We start from the raw sequence: 20626 nt of genomic DNA, 5'->3' as shown, positions 1-20626 counted from the left end.
GCCATGAACTTGTCGCTCGCCTTCGAACCGCTCATCTCCTGGCCGCTGCTTGGCCTCGTGCTGGCGCCGCTGTTGCTGCTGGCATTGGTCGGTTTTTGGTTTCGCCAGCGCGGCGCGGTCTTCCGTTTTGCCGCCCTGCTGGCGCTGGGTGCGGCCCTGCTCAACCCGGTGTTGCTCGACGAAGAGCGCGAGGCGCTGAAAAGCGTCGTCGCCGTCGTCGTCGACCGCAGCCAGAGCCAGGACATTGGCGAGCGCACCAAGCAGACCGACGAGGCGCTGGCCGGGCTTCAGCAGCGCCTCGGCCGCTTCAAGCAGTTCGACGTCCGCGTCGTCGAGGCCGGCAAGTCGGAAGCCGCTGAGGAGCGCACCGAAACGCGGCTTTTCGGTGCGCTTGAGAGCGCGTTCCGCGACGTGCCGCCTTCGCGCATCGGCGGCGCCATCATGATCACCGATGGCGAGGTGCATGACGCCCCAGGCGGCACGCCCGACTTCAACGCCCCGCTGCACGCGCTGATCACCGGCAACGACCAGGAAAAGGATCGCCGCATCCGCTTCGAGAATGCGCCGCGCTTCGGTCTAGTCGGCAAGCCTCTCGAAATGACCTATCGCGTCATCGGCACCAACAATGAGGCCGGCTCGGTCGATGTGCGCGTCTCGGTCAATGGCGAGCAGGTTTCGGTCGAGCAGGCCACCATCGGCCAAGCCATGCCGCTGCAAGTGACCATTCCCGGCGCCGGCCGCAACATCGTCGAACTCGCCATCGACCCAGAGCCCGACGAACTCACCGACACCAACAACCGCGCCATCGCGCTGATCGACGGCATCCGCGAGAATTTGCGCGTGCTGCTGGTTTCGGGTGAGCCGCATGCCGGCGAACGCACCTGGCGCAACCTTCTGAAATCCGACGCCTCGGTCGATCTGGTCCACTTCACCATTCTGCGGCCGCCGGAAAAGCAGGACGGCACGCCGATCAACGAATTGTCGCTGATCGCCTTCCCGACGCGCGAGCTGTTCGTCGAGAAGATCAAGGATTTCGACCTGATCATCTTCGACCGCTATCAGCACCGCGACGTGCTGCCGATCCTCTACTACGACTACATCGCCGAATATGTCGAAAAGGGCGGCGCGCTGCTGATCGCGGCAGGGCCCGAATATGCCGGCGAAAGCTCTATCGCCCGCACGCCTTTGATGTCGGCGCTGCCGGCGATGCCGACCGGCGAAGTCGTCGACAAGGCCTTCTATCCGCGCCTCACCGAGCTCGGCCAGCGCCATCCGGTGACGCGCGGGCTCGACGGCTCCGCCACCGAGCCGCCGCACTGGAGCCGCTGGTTCCGCACCATCGGCGTCGAGAACCCTGAGGGCGAGGCGGTGATGAAGGGGGCGGACAACCGACCGCTGCTCCTGCTCGACCGCAAAGGCGAAGGCCGCGTCGGCATGTTCTTGTCCGACCAGGGCTGGTTGTGGGCGCGCGGCTTCGAGGGTGGCGGCCCGCATGTCCAGCTCTATCGCCGCATCGCCCACTGGCTGATGAAGGAGCCCGAACTCGAGGAGGAGCGGCTGACCGCCGACGGCCGCGGCATGATGCTGGAAATCCGCCGCCAGACGATGAGCGACGATCCCGGCCCGGCGCAGATCATCACCCCGTCCGGCAAGGCGATGACCGTCAAGCTAGAGAGAGCCGAACCCGGCGTCTTCCTGGGCAGCATCGAAACCAGCGAGATCGGCCTCTACCAGGTCGGCAATGGCGACCTGAAGGCGCTTGCCCATGTCGGCCCGGTCAATGCGCCGGAATTCACCGACGTCGTCTCCACCGAGAACCGGCTGAAAGCGCCGGCCGAGGCCACCGGCGGCGGCGTGCGCCGGCTGGCGCAATCGTCGACCCTTGGCAATCTCACCGGCGGCGTGACGCTGCCGTCGGTCGTTCCGGTCCGCTCCTCGGGCGCGGCGGCCGGCAACGACTGGATCGGCCTGCGCACCACCGACGACAGCGTGCTGAAGGCCGTCTCGCGCGTGCCGCTGTTCGGCGGGTTCCTCGGCCTCGGCCTGCTGCTTCTGGCATTGGGCTCGATGTGGTACCGCGAGGGGCGGTAGCGCGCCGTCTTTCCTTCTCCCCTTGTGGGAGGAGGTGGATTGGCGCGTAGCGCCAAGACGGAAGAGGGGTGCTGGACGGAGTGCCGTCGACGCCAAGCTGGAACACCCCTATCCGACCGAGCTGCGCTCGGCCACCTTCTCCCACAGGGGGAGAAGGGAGAACGCGAACCGCACTACTCCTCAGGCTCCGTCGTAAACATCAGCGGATAGCCCTTGGCCTTGCCGGCATCGGTCGCCCGCGTCGCCTTAGTCTCGGCGACGTCCCTGGTGAAGACGGCGACGACGCAGACGCCGCGCTGGTGCGCGGTGATCATCACCCGCCGCGCCTGGTCTTCGCTCAGCTTGAATTCGCCCTTGAGCACCGTCACCACGAACTCGCGCGGCGTGAAATCGTCATTCAGCAGGATGACCTTGTAGAGCTTCGGCCGTTCGATTTGCGGCTTCGTCTTGGTGCGGGGTTTGGTGACGATCTCAGGCATCGGAACCGGCAACTGCGCGCAAGAATTTCGCTTTTATTCTGACATAGGCAAAAGCGATCGTCCATTTGAGCCGCGCACAAACCGCCTTCCCGGCGGGCGCGGTCGTTCACAAGTCCGTGCCCATGCGATTGACGAAATCCGTGACGGCAGCCAATCTCCCCCGCGGGGGAGATGTGCGGCAGTACAGAGACGCGCGCGCGAAGGAACGATACGGGCCGTTTCGTTTAGAAAACAGCTATCGCCGCAACACCGCACTCAGCACGTCCCTGACGCCGATGGCGCCGACGAAGCGCGACTGGTCGTCGAACAGCGCCACCGGTGCGGTCTGCGAGCGGTGCATGGCCAGCATCACCGTCTTCAGCGAGGTGCCGGGATTGGCCCAGAATACCTGCGTCGTCTCCTCCGGCTGCGCCTCGACATCGGCGCACGACACCCAGAACGCCGGCTTGCCGTCGCGCTCGGCCGCCGCCACCAGCCCGTGCTCGTCGATCTTGAAACGCGTCGTCTTGCGGCGGTCGAGCCACACCCAGCCGTCCTCGCCGTGGTCGAGGTCGCGGCGGTCGCGCATCACGTTCCAGGCGGTCAGCACCGAGAGCGGATTCACATTGGCGATGAAGTCGCGGACATAGTCGTTGGCGGGGCGCAGCACGATGTCTTCCGGCGCGCCGGTCTGCACGATGCGCCCGCCTTCCATGATGGTGATGTGGCTGCCGATCTTCAGCGCCTCCTCGAGATCGTGGCTGACGAAGATGATGGTCTTCTTCAGCTCAGCCTGAAGCTGCAGCAATTCGTCCTGCAGCTTGGTCCGGATCAGCGGGTCGAGCGCCGAGAACGGCTCGTCCATCAGCAGGATCGGCGCTTCGGTGGCAAACGCACGCGCCAGCCCGACGCGCTGCTGCATGCCGCCGGAAAGCTCGTGGGCGTATTTCGACGCCCACTGGTCGAGGCCGACGAGCTTCAACTGGCGCTCGACGCGCGCCTTGCGCTCGGCTTCGGGCACGCCGGAAAGCTCTAGGCCGAAGCCGACATTTTCCGCGACGGTGCGCCAGGGCAGAAGGCCGAACTGCTGGAACACCATGGCGACCCGCGTCTGTCGGATGTGGCGCAGCGTGGCGGCGTCGCAGGCCGCGACATCGATCATGCGGTCGCCGTCCTTGACCATGACGTTGCCGCGCGCCGGCACGTTGAGCAAGTTGACGGCGCGGAGCAGCGTCGATTTGCCGGAGCCGGAGAGGCCCATCAGGACGGAAATCTCGCCCTCGTTGACGGTCAAATTGGCGCCGGCGCAGCCGAGCACGGCGCCGGTCTTTTCCAGGATTTCCTGACGCGTCGCGCCCCTGTCTACGAGCGCCAGCGCTTCCTTGCGCGCCGCGCCGAAGACGATATCGACATTCTTGAAATCGACCGCAGCGCTCATTTGGCGGCTCCCGTGCCGATGCGGCTGATGCGGTCGAGGATGATGGCGAGCACGACGATGGCGAGGCCGGCTTCGAGCCCGAGCGGGATGTTGACCGAGTTCAGCGCGCGCACCACCGGCTTGCCGAGGCCGTTGGCGCCGATGAGCGCAGCGATCACGACCATGGAGAGGCAGAGCATGATGCACTGCGTCAGCCCCGCCATAATGGTCGGCAGCGCCGCCGGCAGCTCTACTTTCCACAGGAGCTGGCGTTTTGTCGCGCCGAAGGCCTCGCCGGCCTCGATCATTGGTTTCGGCACCGAGGTGATGCCGAGATGCGTCAGGCGGATCGGCGCGGGAGCGGCGAAGATAACGGTGACGATGAGGCCGGGAGCGATGCCGAGGCCGAAGAGAATGAGCACCGGGATCAGGTAGACGAAGGTCGGCATGGTCTGCATCAGGTCGAGGATTGGCTGGAGATAGCGGTAGCCACGCTCGTTATGCGCCGCCCAGATGCCGATCGGCACGCCGATGGCCATGGAGGCCGCAGCAGCGCCCACGACCAGCACCAGCGTCTCGACGGTTTCCTGCCAGAGATCCTGGTTGACAATGAACAGGAGGCCGAGCGCGACGGCAAGCGCCAGCTTCCAAGATTTCTGCAGGTACCAGGCAAGCCCGGCTATGCCGGCAACCAGGAGAACCGGCGGGACGAGCAGCAAAAGGTCGACCAGCCCGTCGAGAACGACGGTGAGCCCGTCGGCGATACTGTCGAAAAACCACTCGAAATTGGTGGTCAGAAAGTCGAAGAAGGTCTTGCCCCACCGCCCGATCGGGATCTTGAAGCTCGAAATCAGTTGCGAAACCGGATCCATGGCAAAAGTCCCCTCATTCTTCTTCACCCTCCCGCTGACGGGTGGCTCGAACCGCGCAGCGGAGTGGGGTGGTCACGGTTATGCTCCGTTCTGCACCACCCCCACCGCGGCGCGTGCCGCGCCGACCCTCCCCGCAAAGGGGGAGGTGTAAGTCTGCTACGAACCCAGCGCGGTTTTCACGGCGGCCGCGGCGTCGCCGCCGTCGAACGTCGTCACACCGGCGAGCCATGGCGTCATCGCGTCCGGATTGGCCTTGAGCCATTCGGTAGCGGCGGCCTTCGGGTCGGCGCCGTCATTGAGAATCGCACCCATGATCTCGTTTTCCATCTTGAGCGAGAACACCATGTTCTTGAGCAGCGCGCCGACGTTCGGGCATTCGGTGGTGTAGCCGGCCCGGACATTGGTGGCGACGGTCGCGCCGCCGAAATTCGGGCCGAACACCTCGTCGCCGCCCGACAAATAGGCCATCTTGATGTTGGCGTTCATCGGATGCGGCTCCCAGCCGAGGAAGACCACGTCTTCGCCCGATGCGGCCGCCTTCTGCACCGCCGACAGCATGCCGGCCTCCGAGCTTTCTACGAGCTCGAAATCCTTCAGACCGAACTTGTCGGCGGCGATCATGTCGAGGATCAGGCGGTTGCCGTCATTGCCGGCTTCGATGCCGTAAATCTTGTTGTCGAGCTTGTCCTTGAACTTGGCGATATCAGCGAAATCCTTGAGACCGGCGTCATAGCTGTGCTGCGGCACGGCGAGCGTATACTTCGCGCCTTCGAGGTTGGTCACAACCGTCTCGACCGACTTGTCTTCGAGATAGGGCTTTATGTCGGCTTCCATGGTCGGCATCCAATTGCCGAGGAAGACGTCGACGTCCTTGTTCTTCAGCGAGGTGTAGGTGACCGGAACCGACAGGACCTGCACGTCGGGCTCGTAGCCGAGCGCTTCGAGGATGACGCTGGCGGTAGCGGTGGTGGCGGTGATGTCGGTCCAGCCGACATCGGCAAAACGCACCGGCTTGCAGCTTTCCGGCTCGGCCGCGAGTGCGCCGCCCGCGGAAAGAAATGCCGCCAGACCGAAGCCGGCGGCGAATAGTTTCATACGCGACATCATGTATTCTCCCATTGTGATCTATCGGCGAAGCGAAGTTGCGGTTTTGTCTCCGCCCTGTTTCGTCAGCCAAACACCATTCTGGTGCGGTTTCAAGCGATAAGACAATCGCGACCAACGGCGCGGGCTGGCCGATCAGCGACACGTTCGCCGCTTTTCTGGTGGAATGTGAGGACGCCCCCTCCCCGCGCCGGGACAACTCGGCTTAAAAGGGCGGCATGGCCAAGCTGTACTTCCACTACGCGACGATGAATGCCGGCAAGACGACGATGCTGCTGCAGGCCTCGTACAATTACCGCGAGCGTGGCATGACGACGATGCTGTTCGTCGCCGGCCACTACCGCAAGGGCGATACCGGACTGATCTCGTCGCGCATCGGCCTGGAGACGGAGGCCGAGATGTTCCGCGACGGCGACGATCTGTTCGCCCGGGTCGCCGAGCATCACGACCACACGACCGTGCATTGCGTCTTCGTCGACGAAGCGCAGTTCCTCGAGGAGGAGCAGGCGTGGCAGCTCGCCCGCATTGCCGACCGGCTGAACATCCCGGTGATGTGCTACGGCCTGCGCACGGATTTCCAGGGCAAGCTGTTTTCCGGCTCGCGCGCGCTTCTGGCGATAGCAGACGATCTGCGTGAGGTGCGCACCATCTGCCGCTGTGGCCGCAAGGCGACGATGGTTGTGCGCCTCGGCGCGGACGGCAAGGTGGCGAGACAGGGCGAACAGGTGGCGATCGGCAAGGATGTCTATGTCTCGCTCTGCCGCAGCCATTGGGAAGAAGAAATGGGCCGCGCCGCGCCCGACGATTTCATCGGCTTCACCAAAGCCTGACCAGCGCTATTCCGCGTTGCGTGCGCATGGATCGAACGGTGCGAGGAGCAGCGGAAAGAACCGCGGCAAGAAGAACCGCGATCGGTGAGCTATTCGTTGCTTTGTGACGGCAGTTATGCTAGTAGTTTGGCCATGGTGCTGATTGCGCCGACGACCCGCCGCCGAGGCGGGTTTTTTTGTCGGGTTTCGGCGCTATCCTTCGCAAACTCCTAATCTTCCGCCTTTCCTTCCCCCCTTGCCATACATATATTCGCGGCGGTTCGCGACACGAACAGATGCCGAAGCGGGAGGCCCCTATGGCGACATTGCAGAATTTCGATGCCGAAATTGCCAAGACCAAGCAGGTCGTGCAGGACATGCGCACCAAAATCGAGCAGTCCGGCACGGTGCTCGACACGCTCGCCAAGACCGACAAGAAGATCGGCGACGCCAATTTCGACCTCGAGAACGCCCGCATCGAGGATGTGCTGAAGCAGCAGAAGGTGATGGAAGGCAACATCGCCGACCTGATCATCGGGCTGGAGGACGCCACCAACGTCTTCGGCGCCGAATTCGAGAGCATGAAGAACTACACCGGCTGGGAAAGCTTCGTCGGCATATTTTCCGACCAGAGCAAGCAACGCATGCGCACCGACCGCGTCCGTAACATGTCGCTGGCCGGCAATCTGCAGGAGCTTCTGGCGAAATCCGACACCATCGTCGGCATCCTCAAGGCGCAGAAGCAGATCCTCGACCAGCGTTACAAGACCTCCGAGGCCAGCCTGTCGCAGGTGATCGAGCGCCGCAAGTCGACCATGTCCAATCTGGAGACCGTGCAGAAGCGCATCGAGGAGCTCAATCCGATGCTGCTCGACATCGAGAACAAGATCGCCGCTTCGACCAGCCAGAAGGAGCGCACCGAGCTCGAAGGCGAACGTTCGAAACTCGCCACGGAGTACAACGAGAAGCAGGCCAAGGAGCAGGAACTGCTGGCCGAAAGCCAGACGCTGGAGCGCTACACCTCGATGTTCCAGACCTTCGTCGATTCGCTCAACAACCAGATCGCGGCGCAGTCGACGCTGATCAACAAGCTAACCATCGATACCGAGCAGCGCATCGTCCTCTACAAGGCGCTGGAAGACTCGCTGAAGACCGCCGCCCAGCAGGACGTCGCCCACAAGATCAACACGCTGGGCAGCCAGGTCGACAACACCGCCGAGGAGACCATGGCCGGCATCGGCGCGGCCTCGCAGAAGCACATCGGCGATCTCCTCGAAATGCACGAGAAGAACATGGTGGCGACCGCCGACATCCAGCGCCGCAAGAAGCTGGCCGACGATGCCTTTGCCCGCCGCTTCGACGACGTGCTGAAGAAGCACAATGCGGCAAACTACGTGCAGTCGTAATTGCTGCACTCGCATCGCTCCCAAGGGCTGGCTGCATGACCCCCGAAAACGAAGCGGCAACGCGTTATTTCTCGGCGATCACGGCGGCACTCAGCGGCCTCGAAGTGTTCATGCGCGACGATCGCTCGCCGCTCTACCGGCACGGCATCGTCGCCAAGATCGTCGCCGAATACATTGCGCGGCTCGACAATTCCTTTTCCTGCTGGCGCAATCGGCTGGGATTCATGGAGACGTTCCGCATTTCGCGCGCCGAAAGCGGCTTTCCAGTCTTCCAGAACGTGCTCGAACTGGAAAACGACCGCCGCCAGGCCGATACGCGTCTCGCCAACATACCGCTGGCCGACGAGTTGCGCGAGGAAATGGCCGACTTCATCCTGCGCCACAAGGAATTCCCCGAGGCGCTGCAGAAGTCGATGGCCGAGCGGCTCTATCTGGAGGGCGTCAGGAGCGAGACGACCTTCGGGCCGTTCACCTTGGCGCAGACGGCAAAAGTCTCGGTCAATCCGAAGACCGGGCGGCCCTACTATCTCGTCCATTGGGCCGCCTTCGACGGCAGCGCCAACCTGCCGCTGGTCTACATGGTGACGGTCGAGGATTCCTCCGAAGAGATGATCCGGCAGCTTGTCGACCGCAATGGCAAGCTCAACGACAAGGTCGACATTCCGCTTCCCGTTGAAGGGCTCCTCAATCCCGAGCTTGCCCATCGCTTCGACGACTTCACCGAGAAGAATTCCGCCTATACGCTGTCGCCGGCGACGATCGCCGTCAACCTCGACAAGGATTTCGAGCCGCTCCACCCCAAGCAGCTGCGCCGCGTCGTGCTCGGTCCCTTCTATTCGGCAGGCATCACCGAGAACAATTCGACGGTGAGCGAAGTGCTGGCCAAGGTGCGCAAGCCGGAAAACGCCTGGCTGCTGACCTGGACCATCCAGGAGGTCTATTCCAAGGCCGAAAAACCCGGCCGCAAAGGACTGTTTTCGAGCGAGAAGACGACGCAGGAATTCTTCATCGATACCGACGATCTGGAGGCAGCGCGCCAGGGCGTGTCGAGTTACGAGAAGCACGCGCTGATCCCGCATGAGGCCTATCAGGCCCTCTACGCCGCCGGCGAGGCGCAGAAGATCTTTTCGGGCTACAAGGTCCACATCCTGTCCAAAGGACAGGTCATCAGTGACGTCTGACCGTCAAACCGCGGAGCATCCTTCATGGACACCGGCCTGACCACGATTTCGGAAGCGGCAATCGAAAAGCATCGCGCCACGGCGCAGAGCTTCATCACCCGCATCGTCGTGCTGGAGGATCCGTCGCGGGAATCCGGTACCGCACTGGCCGGCACCAACCGCCGCTTCGTCTCGACCGTCTCGGTCGGCTCGGTGCGCCGCACCCGCGAAGTCGACCTTTCCAAGACGGTAGCCGCCGTCCATCCCGACGACCAGTTGCTGAGCATTGCACAGCACATGCTGCTGTTTCGCACCCGGCGCGGGCTGGCGATCGCGCTGGCCATCGCTGATGTCTTCGCCGAAGGCTCAGATCTCGAGAGCCTGAAGGCGAAAAACGCCCGCGCCCCGCTCGAAGGCGACGAGGCCGCCACCTTCAAGAAGCTGCTGTCGGCTTCGGCCTATATTTCGGCCTTCAGCCTCGCCTCGTATTTGTTCCAGCTGATCGACAGCGACGGCGAGGCGCCGAACGATACGCCCGAGCCGGACTTCCTGTTCGACACGCCGCAGGATGCGGTGAAGTCGATCGTGGCCGGCCTCGACAGGGCGATATCAGGGGCGAAGGACGACGCCGACCTGATGACCCGGGCGCGCGCCTTCGCCCGTGTCGCCATCGACGGGCTTTTGGCGCGAAAGGGCCGCTTCGACGGCATCGGTCCGTTCGAGAACGCGCATATCCGCATTGACGTCGACGACTTCACCCTCGACGGCTTCGACGTCGCACCGGGCAAGCGGTCGAAGCCGCTGGTGATGACCTTCAAGAAGCCGGAAGAGGTTGTCGGCAACCACATCGCCAAGTACCAGTCGGTCAAGCTCGCCAAGATGCTGATGGCTTACGATTTCGAGCGCGAGCTGAACCCGTTCGTCGAACTCGGCGGTTTCCTGTTCACTTTCATCGGCGACGGCGCGCCCGGTACCGGCAAGACGACGCTCATCCAGATGATCGCCGGTCTCGTAAACGGTTACTGCCAGGTCGCCGGCTATCCCTTCGCCTACGAGAATTTCGGCGTCGACCAGATCTCCTCCTATCAGGGCAAGTCGGGCCAGAACTGCCGCCAGTTCATCAACAATGTGCTGAACCCGCGCGTCATCGGCTTCGGCACCGTCGACGACATCGACCAGGTGGCGGCACGCCGCTCGGACGATCGCGCCTCGGCCGGCCAGCAGGAAATCACCGGCGTCCTGATGGATGCGTTCGGGGGCGCCGGCACGGTGGTGCGCGGCAACTGCTCCTTCGGCATGTTCTCCAACTATCCCGAAAATGTCGATGATGCGCTGCGCCAGCGCGCTGGCGCCCGCTGGCTGGTCGATGGGCCACAAACGCGCGACGACTACATCGACATCTTCGTGCTGCTCGCGGGGAAAAACCACAAGATCCCGCTCGGCGACCACAAGCTCTACGCCGCCCAGGAAATCCAGCGCGCAGTGATGGAAGCCTATGAAGAGCATGAGAAGCCCAGGGAGGACGGGCTGATGAAGGTCTATGAGCGCTACATGAAGGAGAACGGCGCACCGAAATCGATGGCCGACATCGGCACCTATCTGCACATGATCAAGGAGGCCGAACCGCGCTTCACCGGCCGCGCCATCAAGAACGTCACCGATGCGATCAAGATGCGTGCCATGGACATCGAGCTGCCGGACGAATGGTTCGAAAAGCCGGAAGTCTTCATGCACAAGAGCTACGACGACAAGAAGGCAATGATCGAGGAACTGCGCGGCCCGTTCTCGATGGACATGGTCATGCAGGAGGTCAACCGCTACGCCGACTCGGAGTTCCGCTATTCCGACAAGTCCGACGACGCGGCGGTGACCAAGATGATCCGCGACACCCGCCTGCGCGACCGCGCGGTACGCGAGATCGAGGAATTGAAGAAGAAGGGCCTGTGGAATGCTTGATCCCTTTTCCTTCTCCCCGTTCACGGGGAGAAGGTGCCCGAAGGGCGGATGAGGGGCAGCGCAATGCGTGGTGGAAACGAGCCGAAAGTTGCGAAGGCCCGGCAACTTCGGAAAGTTAAAAACGACGCCGAGGAAAAACTGTGGAGCGAACTGCGCGCACGGAGATTGAATGGCCATAAATTTGTTCGTCAACTGCCAATCGGTCCGTATTTTGCAGACTTCGCCTGCCGTGAAGCCAATCTGGTTGTGGAAGTTGATGGAAGCCAGCATGCAAATCGATCTCAGGATCGGTACAGGGACGAAACGATGAACCGGAACGGCTGGTCGGTATTGAGAGTGTGGCACGCCGATGTCCTGGCAAGTCGCACAAGCGTCCTGGATACGATCGTGGCGGTCCTGGACGGTCGACTGCATGAAAGGATGATCGCTGTCGACGCGAAATTTCTGCCTTCGACAGCTGCAGGAAAAGAATGATGAGCGTCTGCGCCGCCCCTCATCCGCCCTTCGGGCACCTTCTCCCCGTGAACGGGGAGAAGGAATAATGGCCAAATCATCCGATCTGCTGCGCGAGAACGAGCTGATCTACGGCCGGCTGCTGACCATCGACGAGCCGCATCTCATCCAGCGCTACAACAAGGCTTTGGTCGCCTTCGGCCTGAAGCCGACGAAGCTGAAAAGCTTCGAGATCGACCGCACCGGCTTCTCGCCGCAGGTGGCCGAGGAATGCGGCGACTATAACTACCTCGATCCCAACGAGATCAACCGCCGTTTCATCATCCTGACCCCGTCGCAGATCGACCTGCCGGTGGTGCACACCGCCTTTTCCAACACCTCGCAACTGATGTTCGAGTTCATGTCGACGAACCAGCGCGCCATCGACGCGCTGACCATCAAGGATGTCATCTACGGCGAGATCGAGGATTCGGTCCCCAAGGTCGACGATATCGAGGATCTGCTGTCGATCAACCAGGTCGAGTTCAAGGTGCTGTCGGCGGAGGACGTGCTCGGCAAGGCCGCCGAACTCGGCAAGCTCGTCGACCAGCTGAAGCAGGAGCCGGACGCCTGGCGCGACAGCGCCATGCTCACCCGCATGGTGGAGCTTGCCAAGGTCTGCGGCGACATCCGCGAGAACGCGCTGGTGCCGGATCAGGTGATCTTTCGCCACAGCGCCTATTGGACCAGCCATTTCGGCGGGCTCTATGTGTTCATCGACCCTGATATGACGACGGTGATCAGCGACCCGGCAGCACCCGGCTTCCGCCGCTCGCGACCGTGGCAGGTAAGCTACCTCTCGATCAATGATGCCGACAGGGTGTTCAAATTCCTCGCCGCAACCGGCCGCATCGAACTGCCGCGTGCGTCATGGATCGAAACATCAGGCTATCTCGAACATCGCGCCGAGATGGTGGTGCGCGCGCTGATCCGCGACGCCGAGCCCGACCGCAATCTGACGGATGTCGACAAGGTCTGGCTGCAGACCTGGATCCACGGCCATGCCGACCTGATCACCAGGGACGGCAATTTTCCGTTTCTCAACGCAGCAAAGCGCGAGATCGCTCACCTCGGCTATCTCAAGATCGAGGACGTGTTCCCGCAGCAGCGTTTCCTGGCGATCCGGGCCAAGCCTGGCCATCCCGACGCCTGGCTGACCAACCAGCTGATCTCGGATTTCGTGCCGCAGGACTTCGTATCGCGCTACGTCTTCAACAAACCGGGCTTCTACCGGGACTATGACGGCTTCAGCGACGCCTGGCGATCGCATGTTGTGGACGTTCTGAAAACCACATATCTGAAAGACAAAGTGGCGTTTCGCACACGCCTCTACGGCCTTACCGATTGAATGACCGGCTGTCTGACGAGGGGGTGACATCGCCATGCTTGATCCGATCGTGAATTTCTTCACACGGATTTTCCAGTGGATCGGCCGCGGTATCGGCTTCGCCATCGGCGTGATCCTGTGGCCGTTCATGTGGGCTGGGCGCTGGTACACGCAGCGCGGCTGGATCCTGAAGGCGGTGCTCGGCCTCGCTCTGCTCATGCTGATCGGCCTCTACGGCTACTTCATCTGGAACACGCAGGTCTGGAGCAATTTCAATCCCGCTTATGCGGAGGCGTATAATTTCACGCAGCCGGCCGGAACCGCCCCGGCGCAGCCCGCTCCTTCTGCCACCGGGGAAACCGCTGGCGTCGAGGGAGAGGTCAAGACCTGCACCAACTCGGCCATTGTCCAGGTCGCAGCCGACCTCATCGATTTCAACGTCAACGAGAACGCCTGGATCTCGTCGATGATACTCTACAAGCTCGGGTTCTTCGGCATGGACTGGGACCGCACGCCGTTTCTCGACAACAAGGCCTCCTTCCAGCGCGGCGTCAATCAGGCCATCCGGCGCACCGCGGTCGAGCTTGTCGACACGCTGGGCCGCGTCCGCGGCACCAGCCAGATCGACCAGAACCTGCAGGATGCGCGCGGCGCGATCACCTTCGACGAGGAAACCTGGTATTTCGGCTTCAGGCCCTTTGGTCCGAAAACCCCGACGCCGAGTTTCTATCGCACGGCGGCGAGCAGCCTTCGCGCCTTCAACGACCGGCTCATGAAGTGCGAGGTTGTCTTCAACGCGCGCGCCGACAATCTGCTGCAGTTCGTCGACCGGATCGCGAGTGACATAGGCTCGACGTCGGACATGATCCGCGACCGTTCGCAGAACTTCAACAGCGGCTGGTTCGACACGCGCGCTGACGACCGCTTCTGGTTCGCCTACGGCCAGCTCTACGGCTATTACGGCATCCTGACGGCGGCGCATCACGACTTCCAGCAGATCCTCGACAATCGCGGCCTCACACCACTGTGGAACAGCGTGGAAGGCCAGCTCAAGGGGGCGCTCGCCATCCAGCCTTTGATCATCTCCAACGGCCGCGAGGATGGCTGGATCATGCCCACCCACCTCACCACGATGGGTTTTTATGTGCTTAGGGTGCGATCGAACCTCGTCGAGGTCAGGTCCGTTCTGGATCGGTGAAGGGAGCGAATGGTGAAAGAGGTCTTGGCTTGAAATCACCGCTGTCCCTGGTCGAAATCGGCAACGTGTCGAGGCAATAGTTCGGCCGCATGTCGCGGAGAGCGGAACCTGACTGCCTCGTCGTCGTTCAACCGCTGGGCGGCAGCCAGCGAGGACACGAGATGGATATCCGGGAAGTTGCTCGAAACTTCTATGCCACGATCGACACGCAAGACTGGGACAAACTGTCCAGCCTGGTCTCTCCAGATCTCGCCGTTCATCTCGCCAGCGCCAACCCGATTGGCTTCGACGACTGGCGCAAATCGCTGACCGAGTTCTTTGTTGGATTCCCGGACGGACATCACGTCATCGACGACTTTGTCAGCGATGCCGACAAGGTGGTGACGCGCGGCCGCTTTCAGGGTACGCACACCGGCATCTTCCATGGCGTCGAACCGAGCGGAAATTGCGTGTCGGTTGGGGTGATTCACATTGATCGGCTTGAGAACGGCATCGTGGTCGAGCATTTCGGTCAACTTGACGGCTTGGGGCTGATGCACCAGATCGGCGCATTCTAGCGCCACCGTTCGAAGCGCCGACCAGCGCTCGAACCCTGTCGCATTCCGTGCATTCCGCGGCTGTTTTGAGACGGCAGAGCGGCGCGTGCTCTGGCTTCTATACGGCGCGACAACCGGGCGCGAAGACCCGGGACAGGTCGACCGGGAAACAGAGCCATCTTTCTCTAGAGGAAACATAGTTGCATGCAAGTTGACGCCATGGCAGCGACAGGGGTAGAACGTGCCCTCGCCTGCAGTACCGGGCTGTTTCGAACAGGCTTGCGACCACACTGATCAAACCCGTCCCCTCCACCGTCCAATCCAGAGGAAAGCCGCCATGGCCGAAGTGAAGTCCGACATCGAGATCGCGCGCGCCGCCGACAAGAAGCAGATCCAGGCGATCGGCCAGAAGATCGGCATTCCGAGCGAGCATCTTTTGCCTTACGGCCACGACAAGGCGAAGATCTCGGCCGAGTTCATCAAGTCGGTGAAGGCAAACAAGGACGGCAAGCTGATCCTCGTCACCGCCATCAACCCGACGCCGGCCGGCGAAGGTAAGACGACGACGACGGTGGGCCTCGGCGACGGTCTCAACCGCATTGGCAAGAAGGCCATCGTCTGCATCCGCGAGGCCTCGCTAGGCCCGAATTTCGGCGTCAAGGGCGGTGCAGCCGGCGGCGGCTATGCGCAGGTCGTGCCGATGGAGGACATGAACCTCCACTTCACCGGCGATTTCCATGCCATCACCACGGCGCATAATCTGCTTTCGGCGCTGATCGACAACCACATCTACTGGGGCAACGACCTCGGCATCGACATCCGCCGCGTCGTCTGGCGCCGCGTCATGGACATGAACGACCGGGCCCTGCGCGAGATCATCTGCTCGCTCGGCGGCGTCGCCAACGGCTTTCCGCGCGAGGGTGGCTTCGACATCACCGTCGCCTCGGAAGTCATGGCGATCCTGTGCCTTGCCACCGACCTGAAGGACCTGGAAAAGCGCCTCGGCGACATCATCGTCGCCTACCGCCGCGACAAGTCGGCCGTCTACGCCCGCGACCTCAAGGCCGACGGCGCCATGGCGGTGCTGCTGAAGGACGCCATGCAGCCCAACCTGGTGCAGACGCTGGAGAACAACCCGGCCTTCGTCCATGGCGGCCCCTTCGCCAACATCGCGCATGGCTGCAACTCGGTCGTCGCCACCACGACGGCGCTAAAACTTGCCGACTATGTCGTCACCGAAGCCGGTTTTGGCGCCGATCTCGGTGCCGAAAAATTCTTCGACATCAAGTGCCGCAAGGCCGGGCTGAAGCCGGCGGCAGCCGTCATCGTCGCCACCGTGCGCGCCATGAAGATGAATGGCGGCGTCAAGAAGGAAGACCTCGGTAAGGAGAATGTCGAGGCGGTGAAGAAGGGCTGCGCCAATCTCGGCCGTCACGTCGAGAATATCAGGCAGTTCGGCGTGCCGGCGGTGGTCGCCATCAACCATTTCTATTCCGATACCGATGCTGAAATCCAGGCGATGAAGGACTACGTCGCCTCGATGGGCGAAGAGGCGATCCTGTGCAAGCACTGGGCCAAGGGATCGGCCGGCATCGAGGAGCTCGCCGGCAGGGTGGTGGCGCTTGCCGAATCCGGCGCGTCGCAGTTTGCGCCGCTCTATCCCGACGCCATGCCGCTGTTCGAGAAGATCAACACCATCGTCCAGCGCATCTATCGCGGTTCCGAAGCGATCGCCGACAAGTCGGTGCGCGACCAGCTCCACGCCTGGGAGCACGCCGGCTACGGCCACCTGCCGGTCTGCATGGCCAAGACGCAATATTCGTTCTCGACCGACCCGAACCTGCGCGGCGCGCCGACCGGCCACACCGTGCCGGTGCGCGAGGTCAGGCTGTCTGCCGGCGCCGGCTTCATCGTCGTCATCTGCGGCGAGGTCATGACCATGCCTGGCCTGCCCAAGGCGCCGTCTTCGGAAAAGATATTCCTGAACGAGATGGGCCAGATCGAAGGTCTGTTCTGAGGCCGGAAATGACGGAGGGCGCCGCATCGCTGCGGCGCCCTTTTTGCTTGCCCGCGACAAATTTCTAAGCGGCGTTCCGTGCCAGTGCGCGCTGGTTGGAGGCGTAGGGCGTATCGCGCTCGGGCAGCACGCCGGTCCTCAGGCAATCAATCCATTCGGCGGTCTTGAGAACGGCCGCAAAGCGCGACTGCAGGACAACAGTCACCACGCGATGGATGTCCTCGGCCGAGGCGTAGCCGGCGCTGTTGGCATAGGGCAACGAGCCGGTGGCATCGGACAGGAACTCCACCGCAAAACCCATATGAACGGCGTGGATGACGGTCGAGAGATCGCAATTATGCGTCATATAGCCGACGACCGTGATCGTATCGATGGCATTGGCGCGCAACCAGTCCTCGAGGTCGGTGCCGGTAAAGGCGCTCGGCAAGGTCTTTTCGATGTAGTGGTCACGGCTTCGCCTGGCGATCTCGGGATGCAATTCTGCGCCATGGCTGCCCTTGGCGAAAACCGGTGACGTTTCCGGCGCCAACTGCTTGATGACCACGACCTTGACGCCTGCCTCGGCGGCCGCGTCCATCGCTCGTGCTGCGTTGACGACGCTGTCGCGAAACGGCGGATACTGGATGGCAAGGTTGCCGCCGTCATAGTCGTTCTGGATGTCGACGACGATGAGAGCGCGGCGTGGCGCTTTGCCTTTGGCTGGTTCAGACATGGAGTTTTCCTTCCCGTTTGGCTTTGATGGGTCGAGGTTAGGCCTGCCACCGGATTGCAAACAGTGTCCCAATTGACATTGTTCGAAAGAATTGGGACAATCCGGACCTAACCCTCATTGGTGCTCATCATGGCCGATCCAATCGTTGCCGCCATCGCCTTCGATGGCATCAGTCCGTTCCACCTTTCCGTGCCGTGCCTTGTGTTCGGCGAGGATCGCGCCGCACTCGGCCTGCCGCGCTTCGACTTCCGGGTCTGCGCGATTGAGAACGGGCCGATCCGCACCGATGCGGGGCTGACCATCAGCGTCCCCCACGGGCTTTCCGCGCTTGATGGCGCCGACATCGTCATCGTGCCGAGCTGGAAGAACCTCGAAGTCCCACCGCCAGCGGCACTGATCGAGGCGCTGCGTCGCGCGCACCGGCGCGGCGCGCTGATTGTCGGACTGTGCTTGGGAACGTTCGCTGTTGCGGCGACCGGACTGCTTTCGGGCCGGCGAGCCGCGACGCACTGGGCCTACACGGATCAGCTGCAGGCACTCTATCCAGACATTCTCGTCGAGCCGGAGGTGCTCTACATCGACAATGGCGATGTCGTGACTTCGGCCGGTGTCGCCGCCGGGCTCGACTGCTGCCTGCACATCGTGCGGGCCCGCTGCGGGGCCGAAGCGGCGCTGCGCCTCGCCCGGCAGATCGTCCTTTCTCCCCATCGGCAGGGCGGGCAGGCGCAGTTCATAGAACGCCCCATCGCCAGGACCGACAATGCCGACCGCTTCACACAGGCTCTCGATGCGGTGCGCAAGACGCTGGGCGAGACGCACAGCCTGGACAGTGTCGCCGATGCCGCCGGCCTCACCCGCCGGACATTCACGCGCCGCTTTCAAAAATCGATCGGCACCAGCTTCGGCGACTGGCTGACCGATCAGCGCGTCGCGCTGGCGCAGCGGCTGCTGGAAGCGACGGAAAAATCGATGGATACGATCGCCTTCGAGGCCGGTTTCGGCAGCGCCACATCGCTGCGCCAGCACTTCGCGGCGCGGCTCAGAACCACGCCCGCGCAGTACCGGCGCGAATTCTCGAAGAACGCACAGGACCGCGTGGCGCACGCGCCGAGGTGAGGCCAATCGCTTCAGGTATGCGCTGCCCCTCATTGCCCTGCCGGGCATTTCTCCCCGTATAGGGACGGGGAGAAAGCCGCCTTCGCAAAGGATTTCGCCAATCACCGGCGTTGCAGAAAGGGTGCGGAGGTTGCGGCCAGCCCCTTCTCCCCGTCCCTATACGGGGAGAAGATGCCGGCAGGCAGATGAGGGGCAGCGCCGACGTCGAATTGCCATCTAGCCTGAGTTGTAGGCTATCCTTTCTCTGCGCTCGATCCTGCCCGTTCTTGAAAGGCTCCGCGTCATCTGTCATATATTGAAGCGACAGATGACGTTAGGAAGCAGGCCCGTGGCGGTGGAATTGGAAAAGGCTGCACCAGCAGCAAAAAACAACGAACTGCAGAAGGTGGCCAGATTGCTGGGCGGCACCCGCATTCTATCGCGGCACCTGCGGAGCGCATTGGACGCCCATGAACTGCTCGTGCACGGACTGCCGGGTTCGGCGCTGGACCATCTCCTTGGACAGCTCGTCTTCATCCAGAAGACTGATTCGCTTGAGAAGGCCGTCGGCATGAGCTTGCGCACCTACCAGCGCCGGAAGGATGCCCCTTCCAAGCCTCTCAGCCAGGATCAGAGCGGACGAACCTGGAAATTCGCGGAGATTCTGTCGAAAGCGACTGACGTGTTCGGTTCACAGGCGGAAGCGGAGCAATGGCTGGAGCGCCCGGCGATCGGGCTCGACCAGCGGCGTCCCATCGATCTTCTGGCAACCCCGGCGGGTGTCGAGCTTGTGGAAGACTATCTCGAACGGCTTGAATACGGTGTCTATGCATGACGCCGCTGCCGGCGGCGCTTGGCGGCTCCGACCTCGTTGGCTGGCGTCTCGATCAGGCTGCGTTTGCGCCGACATGGGACAGTGGCGAGGGCGCATACAGGGTCGGCGGACGATGGAACAGCAGGGGCGTGCGCGCAGTCTATTGCTCAATCGATCCTTCGACTGCGATTCTCGAAATTGCAGTCCATAAAGGTTTTAGGGCGCTCGACACAATCGCGCATGTGATGACGGCGGCGACAATCAGCGATGTCACGGATGTGCATATCGTCGACCCTGCCGCAGTTCCGAACCCTAACTGGCTGCGTCCGGGCATCCCGAGCTCTGGGCAACAGGCATTCGGGGACGATCTTCTCAAACGACATCGGTTCGTGGTGATTCCGAGCGCGGTGTCCCAGAATAGCTGGAATCTGATCTTCGACGCGAGCGTCGCGAAGGGCGCCTATGCCGTGAAGACCCAGGAGGCCTTTGCGCTCGATACGCGGTTGCATCCACCTCCTGCCAAATGATCGCGCTTATCTCACCAATACCGTTCATGCTCATCGGGCCGCCGCTTCGCTGATCCAACTTGGGCAACGGATGCTCAGCCGCGCCTGACCGGCCGCGCCGGGTTGCCGACGACCGTGGTGTTTGCCGCGACGTCGCGCGTCACCACAGCACCCGCTCCGACAATGGCGCCGTCGCCGATGCTGACGCCGCCGAGGATGATGGCACTGCCGCCGATCCAGGCATTGTCGCCGATCTCGACCGGCTTCGCGATCTCCACCCCGGCCTGTCGACCGGCAGCCTCCTTGTGATGCTCGGCGCAGTAGATCTGCACATTGGGACCGAGCAGCGTTCCCTTGCCGATGCGAACTGGCGCCGTATCGAGAATGATACATCCGGCATTGAGGAAGACGCCGTCGCCGAGAAAGATGTTGAAGCCGTAGGCGCAGTGGAACGGCGCTTCGATCCGGGCGCCCTCGCCCACAGCGCCGAGCAGCGACTTCAGCGCCGGTCCGACGTCGCCACGTTGCCGGGGCGGCAAGGAATTGTGTTCGAACACCGCGTCGCGAGCGACGATGCGCAGCGCCTCCAGCTCTGCGTCGAGGCAAGCGTACCACTCGCCCGCGGCCATTTTTACGCGCTCGCTTCTGTTCAAGGC

The 20626-nt window shown here is 62.7% G+C and carries 19 protein-coding genes; 13 read left to right on the top strand and 6 right to left on the bottom strand.

The annotated features are described in order from the left end of the window. Positions 1–3 precede the first annotated feature (3 nt). Positions 4–2091 (top strand): hypothetical protein, encoded by a 2088-nt coding sequence (locus tag IHQ72_RS11760; RefSeq protein ID WP_258122578.1) that lies wholly within the window; start codon positions 4–6, stop codon positions 2089–2091. Between the two features lie 173 nt (positions 2092–2264). On the opposite strand, the gene clpS is transcribed toward IHQ72_RS11760, so the two are convergent. From clpS to IHQ72_RS11740, 4 genes are all read right to left on the bottom strand, one after another. Continuing rightward, positions 2265–2570: an ATP-dependent Clp protease adapter ClpS gene (gene clpS / locus IHQ72_RS11755; RefSeq protein WP_029349886.1), complete on the bottom strand. Its 306-nt coding sequence runs from the start codon at positions 2568–2570 to the stop codon at positions 2265–2267. A gap of 235 nt (positions 2571–2805) precedes the next feature. Next, positions 2806–3987 carry a choline ABC transporter ATP-binding protein gene (gene choV / locus IHQ72_RS11750; RefSeq protein ID WP_192364587.1) on the bottom strand — a complete coding sequence of 394 codons (1182 nt, stop codon included), beginning with the start codon at positions 3985–3987 and terminating at the stop codon, positions 2806–2808. Then, on the bottom strand, positions 3984–4838 hold the full coding sequence (gene choW / locus IHQ72_RS11745; RefSeq protein WP_258122576.1) for a choline ABC transporter permease subunit: 855 nt from the start codon (positions 4836–4838) through the stop codon (positions 3984–3986). The genes choV and choW overlap by 4 nt, the downstream gene beginning before the upstream one ends. Before the next feature lie 156 nt (positions 4839–4994). After that, the gene (locus IHQ72_RS11740; protein WP_258123808.1) at positions 4995–5942 is read right to left on the bottom strand and encodes a choline ABC transporter substrate-binding protein; all 948 of its coding nucleotides are present in this window, start codon (positions 5940–5942) and stop codon (positions 4995–4997) included. Between the two features lie 218 nt (positions 5943–6160). Here IHQ72_RS11740 and IHQ72_RS11735 point away from each other — a divergent pair, with 218 nt between their 5' ends. The 9 genes from IHQ72_RS11735 (at position 6161) to IHQ72_RS11695 (ending at position 16843) form a co-directional block, all read left to right on the top strand. Next, a complete protein-coding gene (locus IHQ72_RS11735; protein WP_258122575.1) occupies positions 6161–6772 on the top strand; it encodes a thymidine kinase in 612 nt (203 codons plus the stop codon). A 296-nt stretch (positions 6773–7068) separates the two neighbouring features. Beyond that, positions 7069–8157, top strand: a complete 1089-nt coding sequence (locus IHQ72_RS11730) for a hypothetical protein (RefSeq protein ID WP_258122574.1) — start codon at positions 7069–7071, stop codon at positions 8155–8157. A 35-nt stretch (positions 8158–8192) separates the two neighbouring features. Continuing rightward, positions 8193–9338, top strand: a complete 1146-nt coding sequence (locus IHQ72_RS11725; RefSeq protein ID WP_258122573.1) for a hypothetical protein — start codon at positions 8193–8195, stop codon at positions 9336–9338. A gap of 24 nt (positions 9339–9362) precedes the next feature. Continuing rightward, positions 9363–11273: an ATP-binding protein gene (locus tag IHQ72_RS11720; RefSeq protein WP_258122572.1), complete on the top strand. Its 1911-nt coding sequence runs from the start codon at positions 9363–9365 to the stop codon at positions 11271–11273. 63 nt (positions 11274–11336) lie between these two features. Further along, on the top strand, positions 11337–11747 hold the full coding sequence (locus tag IHQ72_RS11715) for an endonuclease domain-containing protein (RefSeq protein ID WP_258122571.1): 411 nt from the start codon (positions 11337–11339) through the stop codon (positions 11745–11747). 67 nt (positions 11748–11814) lie between these two features. Beyond that, complete coding sequence (locus tag IHQ72_RS11710) at positions 11815–13113, top strand: DUF6638 family protein (protein ID WP_258122569.1); 1299 nt, start codon at positions 11815–11817, stop codon at positions 13111–13113. A 34-nt stretch (positions 13114–13147) separates the two neighbouring features. Further along, positions 13148–14290: a DUF2333 family protein gene (locus IHQ72_RS11705; protein WP_258122568.1), complete on the top strand. Its 1143-nt coding sequence runs from the start codon at positions 13148–13150 to the stop codon at positions 14288–14290. Positions 14291–14451: 161 nt separating this feature from the next. Beyond that, entirely contained in the window at positions 14452–14847 is a 396-nt protein-coding gene (locus IHQ72_RS11700) for an ester cyclase (RefSeq protein ID WP_258122567.1), read from the top strand. Between the two features lie 316 nt (positions 14848–15163). Beyond that, the gene (locus IHQ72_RS11695) at positions 15164–16843 is read left to right on the top strand and encodes a formate--tetrahydrofolate ligase (RefSeq protein WP_258122566.1); all 1680 of its coding nucleotides are present in this window, start codon (positions 15164–15166) and stop codon (positions 16841–16843) included. A 64-nt stretch (positions 16844–16907) separates the two neighbouring features. Here the strand turns inward: IHQ72_RS11695 and IHQ72_RS11690 are convergent, their stop codons facing one another. Next, complete coding sequence (locus IHQ72_RS11690; protein ID WP_258122565.1) at positions 16908–17555, bottom strand: cysteine hydrolase family protein; 648 nt, start codon at positions 17553–17555, stop codon at positions 16908–16910. Positions 17556–17684: 129 nt separating this feature from the next. On the opposite strand from IHQ72_RS11690, the gene IHQ72_RS11685 reads away from it, so the two are divergent. From IHQ72_RS11685 to IHQ72_RS11675, 3 genes are all read left to right on the top strand, one after another. Beyond that, positions 17685–18671 (top strand): helix-turn-helix domain-containing protein, encoded by a 987-nt coding sequence (locus IHQ72_RS11685; RefSeq protein ID WP_258122564.1) that lies wholly within the window; start codon positions 17685–17687, stop codon positions 18669–18671. A 328-nt stretch (positions 18672–18999) separates the two neighbouring features. Then, entirely contained in the window at positions 19000–19485 is a 486-nt protein-coding gene (parS, locus tag IHQ72_RS11680; RefSeq protein ID WP_258122563.1) for a type II RES/Xre toxin-antitoxin system antitoxin, read from the top strand. Further along, positions 19482–19991, top strand: a complete 510-nt coding sequence (locus IHQ72_RS11675) for an RES family NAD+ phosphorylase (RefSeq protein ID WP_258122562.1) — start codon at positions 19482–19484, stop codon at positions 19989–19991. The genes parS and IHQ72_RS11675 overlap by 4 nt, the downstream gene beginning before the upstream one ends. Positions 19992–20065: 74 nt before the next feature. On the opposite strand, the gene IHQ72_RS11670 is transcribed toward IHQ72_RS11675, so the two are convergent. Further along, positions 20066–20623, bottom strand: a complete 558-nt coding sequence (locus IHQ72_RS11670) for a sugar O-acetyltransferase (RefSeq protein ID WP_258122561.1) — start codon at positions 20621–20623, stop codon at positions 20066–20068. Positions 20624–20626: the final 3 nt, after the last annotated feature.

Origin of the sequence: Mesorhizobium onobrychidis (genome assembly GCF_024707545.1) — a bacterium.
In the GTDB taxonomy this organism is placed as follows: domain Bacteria; phylum Pseudomonadota; class Alphaproteobacteria; order Rhizobiales; family Rhizobiaceae; genus Mesorhizobium; species Mesorhizobium onobrychidis.
This window is presented reverse-complemented; position numbering and strand designations above follow the sequence as displayed.

Bases quoted from the DNA above. Each gene is read 5' to 3' on its own strand.
- IHQ72_RS11705 (WP_258122568.1), top strand. From the start codon at position 13,148: ATGCTTGATCCGATCGTGAATTTCTTCACACGGATTTTCCAGTGGATC.
- IHQ72_RS11740 (WP_258123808.1), bottom strand. From the start codon at position 5,942: ATGTCGCGTATGAAACTATTCGCCGCCGGCTTCGGTCTGGCGGCATTT.
- IHQ72_RS11725 (WP_258122573.1), top strand. From the start codon at position 8,193: ATGACCCCCGAAAACGAAGCGGCAACGCGTTATTTCTCGGCGATCACG.
- choV (WP_192364587.1), bottom strand. From the start codon at position 3,987: ATGAGCGCTGCGGTCGATTTCAAGAATGTCGATATCGTCTTCGGCGCG.
- IHQ72_RS11760 (WP_258122578.1), top strand. From the start codon at position 4: ATGAACTTGTCGCTCGCCTTCGAACCGCTCATCTCCTGGCCGCTGCTT.
- IHQ72_RS11720 (WP_258122572.1), top strand. From the start codon at position 9,363: ATGGACACCGGCCTGACCACGATTTCGGAAGCGGCAATCGAAAAGCAT.
- IHQ72_RS11715 (WP_258122571.1), top strand. From the start codon at position 11,337: ATGCGTGGTGGAAACGAGCCGAAAGTTGCGAAGGCCCGGCAACTTCGG.
- IHQ72_RS11700 (WP_258122567.1), top strand. From the start codon at position 14,452: ATGGATATCCGGGAAGTTGCTCGAAACTTCTATGCCACGATCGACACG.
- IHQ72_RS11695 (WP_258122566.1), top strand. From the start codon at position 15,164: ATGGCCGAAGTGAAGTCCGACATCGAGATCGCGCGCGCCGCCGACAAG.
- IHQ72_RS11690 (WP_258122565.1), bottom strand. From the start codon at position 17,555: ATGTCTGAACCAGCCAAAGGCAAAGCGCCACGCCGCGCTCTCATCGTC.
- IHQ72_RS11685 (WP_258122564.1), top strand. From the start codon at position 17,685: ATGGCCGATCCAATCGTTGCCGCCATCGCCTTCGATGGCATCAGTCCG.
- choW (WP_258122576.1), bottom strand. From the start codon at position 4,838: ATGGATCCGGTTTCGCAACTGATTTCGAGCTTCAAGATCCCGATCGGG.
- clpS (WP_029349886.1), bottom strand. From the start codon at position 2,570: ATGCCTGAGATCGTCACCAAACCCCGCACCAAGACGAAGCCGCAAATC.
- IHQ72_RS11730 (WP_258122574.1), top strand. From the start codon at position 7,069: ATGGCGACATTGCAGAATTTCGATGCCGAAATTGCCAAGACCAAGCAG.
- IHQ72_RS11675 (WP_258122562.1), top strand. From the start codon at position 19,482: ATGACGCCGCTGCCGGCGGCGCTTGGCGGCTCCGACCTCGTTGGCTGG.
- IHQ72_RS11710 (WP_258122569.1), top strand. From the start codon at position 11,815: ATGGCCAAATCATCCGATCTGCTGCGCGAGAACGAGCTGATCTACGGC.
- IHQ72_RS11735 (WP_258122575.1), top strand. From the start codon at position 6,161: ATGGCCAAGCTGTACTTCCACTACGCGACGATGAATGCCGGCAAGACG.